Genomic DNA, 7,720 nt, shown 5'->3' with positions numbered 1-7,720 from the left:
CGACGGCTGCGCCGTTGCCCGCCTCGTGAACGGAAAGCGTGACGGCATCGATTTCGGCATCCACGGCTCCCTGATGCCTGGGCAAGCGTACGCGTTTGGCGTCGGGGAAGGGTTTCATGCGAACTCCAATCTAGTCCGAAGCTCGAGATCTCGAGCTCCAGCGCAACTCGCTAGCGGCCGGGTTGGACGAGAATCTTGGCGTGCTTGTCAGGCAGGGCGAGTTCTTCGAAGGCCGCTGCGACGCCGTCGAGTCCGCTAGTGCCCGTGATGAGCGGCTCGGCTTCAACCTTGCCTTCTGCCAACGAGTGCAGCGTACCCGCAAATTCTTCCGGCGAGTAACCGAACGAGAAGCGGAAATCGAGTTCCTTCACGATGGCGATCATCGGCTTGATGAGGTCGGTCTGCATGTTGACCCCCACTACGACGATCCGTGATTGGCGCGGCGCCTCGCGTATGATGTCCTGCAGTACACCGGGAACTCCGACGCACTCGAAGATGGCCGGCGGGCGCAGAAGTCCCAACCCGAGCCAGGCATCGAAACCGGAGCGCTGCGCAGGATCCACGACGACGTGGGCGCCCAGGCGCTCGGCGAGCGCGCGCCGCATGGGGGAGAAGTCGGCGGCCACGATGGTCTCGACATTCGCTAGCCGAAGCCCCGCGATGACGGCGAGGCCAACGGGCCCGCAGCCTACCACGATGGCGGTGTCGCCGGCCTCGATGTTGGCTCGCGCGACAGCGTGAACGCCCACCGCGACGGGCTCGGTCAGGGCGGCGTGCTCGGAAGGCAGGCCATTCGGCACGGGAACCAGCATCGACTCCATCAGGAGCATGCGCTCGGCAAATCCTCCCGGAACTTCGTTCGAATAGCCGATGCCGTGGAACTCGCGGCCTCGAATCAGGAGCGCCGGGTGAACCACGCGTGTGCCCTTCGCAAGCTTGCCGCTCGCGCCGGGGCCGTAGTCCAGGACCTCCGCGCAGAACTCGTGCCCCATGATGACATCCCGAGAAAGGTCCATCACCGTGGGTGCGCCCGCTTCACGAGAAGCCTCGACCATCTCCTCACCGTGCTTCAACGCGTGGAGATCAGATCCGCAGATGCCACAGGCCAGCGTCCCAACCAGGACTTCGCCCGCCTGGGGCTCGGGTTCGGGCACCGTATCTACGACGATCTTGGCATCGCGCATGATGGCTGCTCGCATCTCGAATCCTCTCCTTTTCCTTCAACCTGGGGTCAGGTAGTTGCCTTACGGCAGATAGCGCAGTTCTTTGCGCTCGCCGGTCAGGCCCGCCTCGCTGGCGCCGCCTACGAGTGCCAGCGTGATGAGGGAAATGACCGACGGATCGGTCATGACATTCACGCAGGCGGGCTTGCCACTCGCCAGGGCACGCGAGAGCGCCGGAAGCAGATCGCCGGGATCGACGACGTGCTCCCCATGGCAGCCAAAGCCGATAGCGGCGAGGTCGTAGCGGGTCGCCCCGAGATCCGTCACGACGCGGCGGCCTTCGCCATAGATCAGATCCTGGCCGTGCGCCGACATGCCCCATTGCTGATCGTTGTTGACGACGACGACCACGGGCAACCCGTGCCTCACCATGGTGTCGAACTCCGCGAAGTTGAAGCCGACCGCCCCATCACCGAGCACGCAGATCACGCGCCTTTCCGGATGGGCGCGCTGGGCCGCGATGGCAAAAGGCATGCCGGTGCCGAGCTGTGCGAGGTAGCCGTGGGAAAGCCAATGTCCCCCCTCGTAGACCTGGGCCGCCATCTCCATCCACGACGATGTCCCGCCGCCCTCTGCGACCAGGACGCTCTCCCGCCCCGCGGCCTCGACGACGGCATCGGCGAGTACGTAGGGGTGGATCGGCGTCTTCGCCTCCTTCAGCGCGCTGCCAAACATCACACGGTGCATCTCACTGGTTGCCCGCGCGGCCTGGACCCAACTCTTGCGGGCCGGCCAGCTTCGCTCTCTCGCGACACTGCAAAGTGCTCGAACGGTCTCGCCGCAATCGGCGTTGATCGCGAGGTCGACATCGCGATTGCGGCCGATTTCTTCGGGCTCGATATCGACTTGAATCAGCTTCGCGTTTCTGGGCAGCATGCGATCGCCCGCTCCGCCCGTAAACAGCCCGAGCCGCGCGCCCAGCACCAGGATGGTATCTGGCCCGCCCGTTTTCTCCCGATCGAGCAGCGCGAGGTTCATGATGTTGCGGGCGCAGAGTGGGTGATCAGCAGGAATCAAGCCGTGGGCTCGACTGTTGGAGAACACCGGGATCTGTGCGCGCTCGACGAAGTCGAGTAGATCAGCACCGAGATTCGCCCGGAGATCGGAAAACCAGGCCCCGCTCCCTAGCAGGATTGCCGGGCGCTCTGCGGAATGGAGCCAGTCGATGGCTGTTTCCACGGCCTGAGGCGTTGGGCAAGGCCGGGTCGAGGGCGCGGTCTCGCTCGGCCAATGGATCGTTTCCTCATCCATCTGCGTGAATGCGACATCGATCGGGATCTCGAGATAGACGGGTCCCGGCCGGCCACTGGTCGCGATGCGCAGCGCCTGCGCGACCTGATCCGCAACCCGCTCGATCTTGGGGATGCGATGCGCCCATTTGGTGACGGGCGCCATCAAGGCCACCTGATCGTATCCACCCGCCAGAGGGAGCCTCTCGTCTTCGTTGGCCGGGTTCGCGCCGCCGATCACCAGCATCGGGATGGCATCGACATGGGCATTCACGACGCCGCTTACCGCGTTCGCCACACCCGGCCCCGAGGTGACGACCGCAACCCCAGGCTCGCCGGTTGCACGCGCCCAGCCATCGGCCGCATGCACGGCAGCTTGCTCGTGGCGCATATCCGTCATGGTGAAGCCACGCGCTTCGGCGGCCATGAAGATGGAATCGAGATGGCCGCCATGCAGCGTGAAGAACTGACGAATCCCCGCGCGCTCGAGCATCTCGACCAGGATCTCGCCGCCGTTCCTCTGTCCCACGATGCATCCTCCAACGGGCGTTTCGTCGCTCGTACGATAGGATAAACCAAATAATTACTTGGAAATACTTGGATCCCTACGGACGCCGACTCTCTCATGCATACAAAGACCCAAACCCTTGATTTTGGGCCGAAAAAGCTGCCTTCCCAGCGCCGCTCCCAGGAGACATTCAACGCCATGGTGGAGGCGTGTGCTTGGCTCCTGCCGCGCAAAGGATACGCCGGCACGACCACGAACCACATCGCCGAACGCGCCGGCGTGAACATCGCCTCCCTCTACGAATACTTCCCGGGCAAGGACGCGATCGTCGTGCAGGTGGCACGAGGCCTGGTGGAGCGAGTGCTGGAGCGCCTGGCACTTGGCGCGGCCGAAGTGCTGGAGGGCCGCGAGGATCAGGCGTTGCGGACGTGGATCCAACTCATCCACGACACGGTGGCGCGCGAGAAAGACCTGATCGCGGTCTTCATGTATCAGGTTCCGTACACGAACCAACTCGAACCGATCCAGGCCATCAGTGCAAGGCTTGTCGAGCAGTCTCGTCAGGTGCACGGGCACGCCGGCCACTTCTTTCGGCCGGATCTCTCGGATGCCACGCTTCAGCTCGTCATCAACCTCGTCAACTCCACCATCATGCAGCTCGTGATGAATCCACCGAAGCACTACCCGAAGCAGGAATTGTTCGACGAACTCATCGTGAAGGTGGAAGAGTGGATCGGCGACCGCCCCAACTAGAAAATCCCCGGCGCCCTTTCGGGCACCGGGGATTCCATCGAGCATCGATTCGCTAGTCGAGGATGACGTTGACCGTCACCTGGGCGTTGAAGCCAAGGCCGTGGTCCGTGGCCGTCCACTTGTACATCGTGGGGCCTGCCTCGGGGCTGAGCGTGAGGGTCTTGTTGATCTGACCCCAGTCCTCGTGGTTTCCGTCGGGGATGTCGATGGGGGAGCTGGTGAAGCCGTCGCCATCGTTGTCGCCACCCCGGATCTTGATGCTGAGCTGCGAGCTCGCGGGATCGATGGTGATCGACTGGCCGGTGAAGAACAGGTCTCCGGTCCCCTGCTCGCCCGCGCTGTAGACCTTCTTCTTGCCTCCAGCTTCGAAGATGAAGGTGAGCTCGCCATCACCGAGGTCATCGCTGTCGTCGGTGACCTTGATCATGTCGAAGCTCACCTCCACTCGGCGATTTCCCGTCTTGAAGGTTCCGCTGGCCATCGCGGTCTGTCCGAAGCCGTCCTTGGCGCAGACCTCCCAGTAGTGCTTCTTGCTGGGCGCGAGACCGAGGATCTGCGTGCTCCACTGCTTCTTCTTGCCCAATGCAAACGTGGCCTTGAGCGGCGGGAGCGTTTCGTCGCAGCGGCGGTTCGGCGGGGGAACCAAGCCGAAAACGCGCAGCTTCAGCGTCGATTCGCGGCTCGCGGTGACGTTGAACTTCGCGTGGTCCTTGCCGGGCATCACCGTGGCGTGGGTGGAAAGCTTGACCAGCTGCGCTTTCATAGGCTTCTTGAGCTTGAGGCCGCCTGCACCCAGGGCCGGTGCCTTCTGGATCTGGACGTTTCCGTTGCCACCAGGGTTCTCCGAGGCGTTGATCACCGTCACCTGACCGACCTTGGTGCCGCCCTTGCAGGCCTGCTTGCTGCCCTTGGCCTTGCCCCAGGCCTGGATCGTGTAGGTGCCCGGCTGGGTGTAGGTGTGGGTCATGACCTTGCTGCCGCCCGTGAACACGAAGGGGCCCACGCCGGGGCCATCGCCGAAGTTGATCTTGAAGCCGCAGCCCGCGCCCGTCTTGGTGAGCGTGATTGAAACGACCGTATTCTTGGGTGCCGGGTTGGGACTGGCCGTGAGGCCTGTCAGTGCACCGGGGACCGCCCACGCGGCCGTAGAGCCGGCGACGGCAAGAAGGAATCCGAAAGCGAGAGAACGAAGGGCTCGAAGATGCATGATCTGGCCTCCTGAAATTGGATGTTCAGCAGGGGAGTCGGGGCCGATGCAGATCGGGTTCAATCCTCGTTTCAATGGAAATGGCGCCCCTCCAGGGAAAGAGGCAGTCTTGGCCACACGATGAGCCGGCGTATCCTCGTTCGAGTGTCCCTCGGGGGATTGCTCGTGCTCCTGGCCGCAGGCGGCTGGATCTTCCATCTCGAGATCGGCCGCACCTTTTCGGACGACCCGACCGTATGGGAGCCGGAAATCGAGGCCTTCGAACGGGCCGATCGCGAATCGCCGCGCCGCGGGACGCCATCCTGTTCGTGGGCAGCTCGAGCATCCGCTTCTGGAATGGGCTCGCCGAGGACATGGCCCCCCTGGTCGTGATCCGCCGCGGCTTCGGGGGCGCAAAGCTGACGGATCTGGTGCACTTCGCCGATCGCGTCATCGTCCCCTATGCACCGCGCGCGATCGTGCTCCACGCGGGCGGAAACGAGCTGACCGATCTGCCGGGAAACCGACGGCGCACGCCCGAGCAGGCGCAGGCAGACTTCCGGTCGCTCGTCGCACTCATCCGGGCGCGCCTCCCGGAGGTTCCCATCTACTATCTGGCGCTGCGACCGTCACGTCTTCCGGGCGCCCGGGATCTCCTGCTCAGGCTCATCCGAGCGGATTGCGAAGCGCAGCCCGGCCTCCACTACCTCGACGCCGGTGCGGGCCTCGCCCTGGCGGACGGCTCGCCCGACCCGAGCCTGATTCGTTGGGATCGCATCCACTTGAACCGCGAGGGATACGAGGTGTGGGCGCCGCCCGTCCGCGAACGTCTGCTCCGGGATCTGGGACCCGGCCCGGGTAGGGAACGACGTTGATCGTTCTCATCACGGGTCTCGTGCCGATTCCGAGAATTCGAGGCTAGTGCGCCACCTCGGACGGTGTACTCCTCGGAATTCGGATGAGACCCGACATCGATGTCGCCGCCGATTGCCTGGTCAGACATCGTCCAACTTCCTCAGTCCCTGTCGTTTCGACTGGATCGAGGAAGTTCTTGCTCCAGTTGGCCGAGCACGGTGTCTCCGCAGGCCATCTTCGCAGAGCGGACGAACTCACTCGCGCCTTCCAGCATTCCGCCAAAGTCGCGCCAAGCCGGTACTACGCGGGGAACCAGCCGGCTGCGCCTGGGCCGAGCGCTGCGGTTTCGCCGCCGTGGGCTCCTCGATCCGGTCGAGGGCCGCCGCGAGCATTCGGTTCAGTCGATCCGCGGCTGCCGGAAGCCGAAGGATCTCGACGTGGTCTGCGTCGAAACCGTAGACGGAGACAGCTTCCTTCTGTGCCTCCTCCCGCAACTCGCTCGCTACGCTGACCACCTTGTCGTTGCAGATGCCAGGTAGGTTGTCGTCGCGGCGGAAACCGAAGATCAAGTGGTGGGGCAGGAAGGCGGGAAGCCGCCGGCGGGCCTCGGCCGCCCCGTCCCGGTAGAAGAGGCTCGTGAGGAACGCGCTTCCGGGCGCAACGTCCCGCCACGAGTAGACCACCTCAGGCGCGTACTTCACCCCTAGCGTTGCTCCGGCATGGCCGTTCCACGGCGTGGAAAGGGTGACGAAGAGCCGCAGCGCTTCGCTGCCAGTCTGTTCTGTGTGGTGGAGAAGGAAGGCGCGCGAGACCAGGCCGCCCATGCTGTGGGCGACGACGAATACCCGCTTCATGTCGAGCGTCAGCTCCAACTCCGACATCACACGACTGAGGAACCCGGCGATCTTCTGGAGCTTCGCGCCCGACGGGTAGTAGAAGATCCACGGTTGGAACCGCTCGCGATCGAGGCGGTCGATCAGATAGGTGAAGTCCTGGGGGCTGCCACCGATGCCGTGCACGAAGAGGACGGGAACCCGCTCAGGATTGAAGGGCTCGAGGAAGTAGACGCCTGCGCCGACCTCGAGCATGAAGTCGAACGGGCGCCAGAGGCCCGTGTTGGCGTTGTCCCGGCTGAACTTAGGATCGGCCAGATCGACGACCTCCCCCACGGCGCCAAGCTGGCCCAGCGTCGTACCGAGGCGGTCCTGCAATCCTTCTGCCCTGAGGCCGCGGATGTCGAGGGGGGCGGCTGCCACCACGCGATCGCCGGGGTCGATCAGGACTTGGATGTCTCGTTGAGACTCGCCTGGGCCGAGGTCGAAGGTCGTGTGCGGCTGGCTGCTGCGCGCCGGCTCGTCGGGGTCGAAACTCAGGTTGCGATTCCGGTCGACGAAGGCGGCGATCGAGTAGCGACCGGGCTGCGAAGTCGAGAAGGTAAACTCTCCCGGACGGTGCAGGACGTAATGGTCGACTAGCTTCGGATCGCTTTGCGCGGGCCATCGAACGAGGAGTGCGATGAGTGGTGCGTCCTCCTGAACGGTGGTGTCGATCCGCCCCGATAGGTGAATCGACGCCTCTGCGAGAGCTTGCTGCTCTGCGACGTCGAAGAAGACACAGCCGGTGACCACGGCGGCGAAGGCGATGACGAAGATGCTGCGCACTGAGAGTTCCTCCACGCTTTCAGTGCGAGGATGCCGCAAAGACCATGGAAGTCGAGCTTGCCAACTACACGAGAGCCCTGGCACACCGGGAGGGATTCGAACCCCCGTTCGGCGGGTTCGAGCCTAGGAGTCTGCGCGGCAGAGGGCCATTGAGGGGTGAGTCTCGCTAGTGATATGATTCATAAATAAAGGGCACTATTGGACTATCCACGTTACCCTCGCGGCGAACGGCCAGAGGGGCACGATGCGGGTCGCAGCCGAGATTCACCTCAGCAAGAGCCAGCGGGCGACGCTTCAGCAATGGT

6 protein-coding genes are annotated in these 7,720 nt (G+C 64.1%); 2 read left to right on the top strand and 4 right to left on the bottom strand.

Going from position 1 to position 7,720, the window contains the following annotated elements:
- Positions 1 to 170: 170 nt before the first annotated feature.
- Together GY937_25455 and GY937_25450 are read right to left on the bottom strand one after the other, a co-directional pair.
- A complete protein-coding gene (locus tag GY937_25455; protein ID MCP5060063.1) occupies positions 171 to 1,199 on the bottom strand; it encodes a zinc-binding dehydrogenase in 1,029 nt (342 codons plus the stop codon).
- A 45-nt stretch (positions 1,200 to 1,244) separates the two neighbouring features.
- Positions 1,245 to 2,981 (bottom strand): thiamine pyrophosphate-binding protein, encoded by a 1,737-nt coding sequence (locus GY937_25450; GenBank protein MCP5060062.1) that lies wholly within the window; start codon positions 2,979 to 2,981, stop codon positions 1,245 to 1,247.
- 177 nt (positions 2,982 to 3,158) lie between these two features.
- On the opposite strand from GY937_25450, the gene GY937_25445 reads away from it, so the two are divergent.
- A complete protein-coding gene (locus tag GY937_25445) occupies positions 3,159 to 3,713 on the top strand; it encodes a TetR/AcrR family transcriptional regulator (protein MCP5060061.1) in 555 nt (184 codons plus the stop codon).
- A 52-nt stretch (positions 3,714 to 3,765) separates the two neighbouring features.
- Here GY937_25445 and GY937_25440 read toward each other — a convergent pair whose 3' ends face one another.
- Entirely contained in the window at positions 3,766 to 4,920 is a 1,155-nt protein-coding gene (locus tag GY937_25440) for a PKD domain-containing protein (protein ID MCP5060060.1), read from the bottom strand.
- A 236-nt stretch (positions 4,921 to 5,156) separates the two neighbouring features.
- Between GY937_25440 and GY937_25435 the strand changes: the two genes are divergently transcribed.
- A complete protein-coding gene (locus tag GY937_25435) occupies positions 5,157 to 5,774 on the top strand; it encodes a hypothetical protein (protein MCP5060059.1) in 618 nt (205 codons plus the stop codon).
- 234 nt (positions 5,775 to 6,008) lie between these two features.
- Here the strand turns inward: GY937_25435 and GY937_25430 are convergent, their stop codons facing one another.
- A complete protein-coding gene (locus GY937_25430) occupies positions 6,009 to 7,415 on the bottom strand; it encodes a putative lipase (protein ID MCP5060058.1) in 1,407 nt (468 codons plus the stop codon).
- Positions 7,416 to 7,720: the final 305 nt, after the last annotated feature.

It is taken from the genome of bacterium, from assembly GCA_024228115.1.
GTDB lineage: Bacteria > Myxococcota_A > UBA9160 > UBA9160 > UBA6930.
This window is presented reverse-complemented; position numbering and strand designations above follow the sequence as displayed.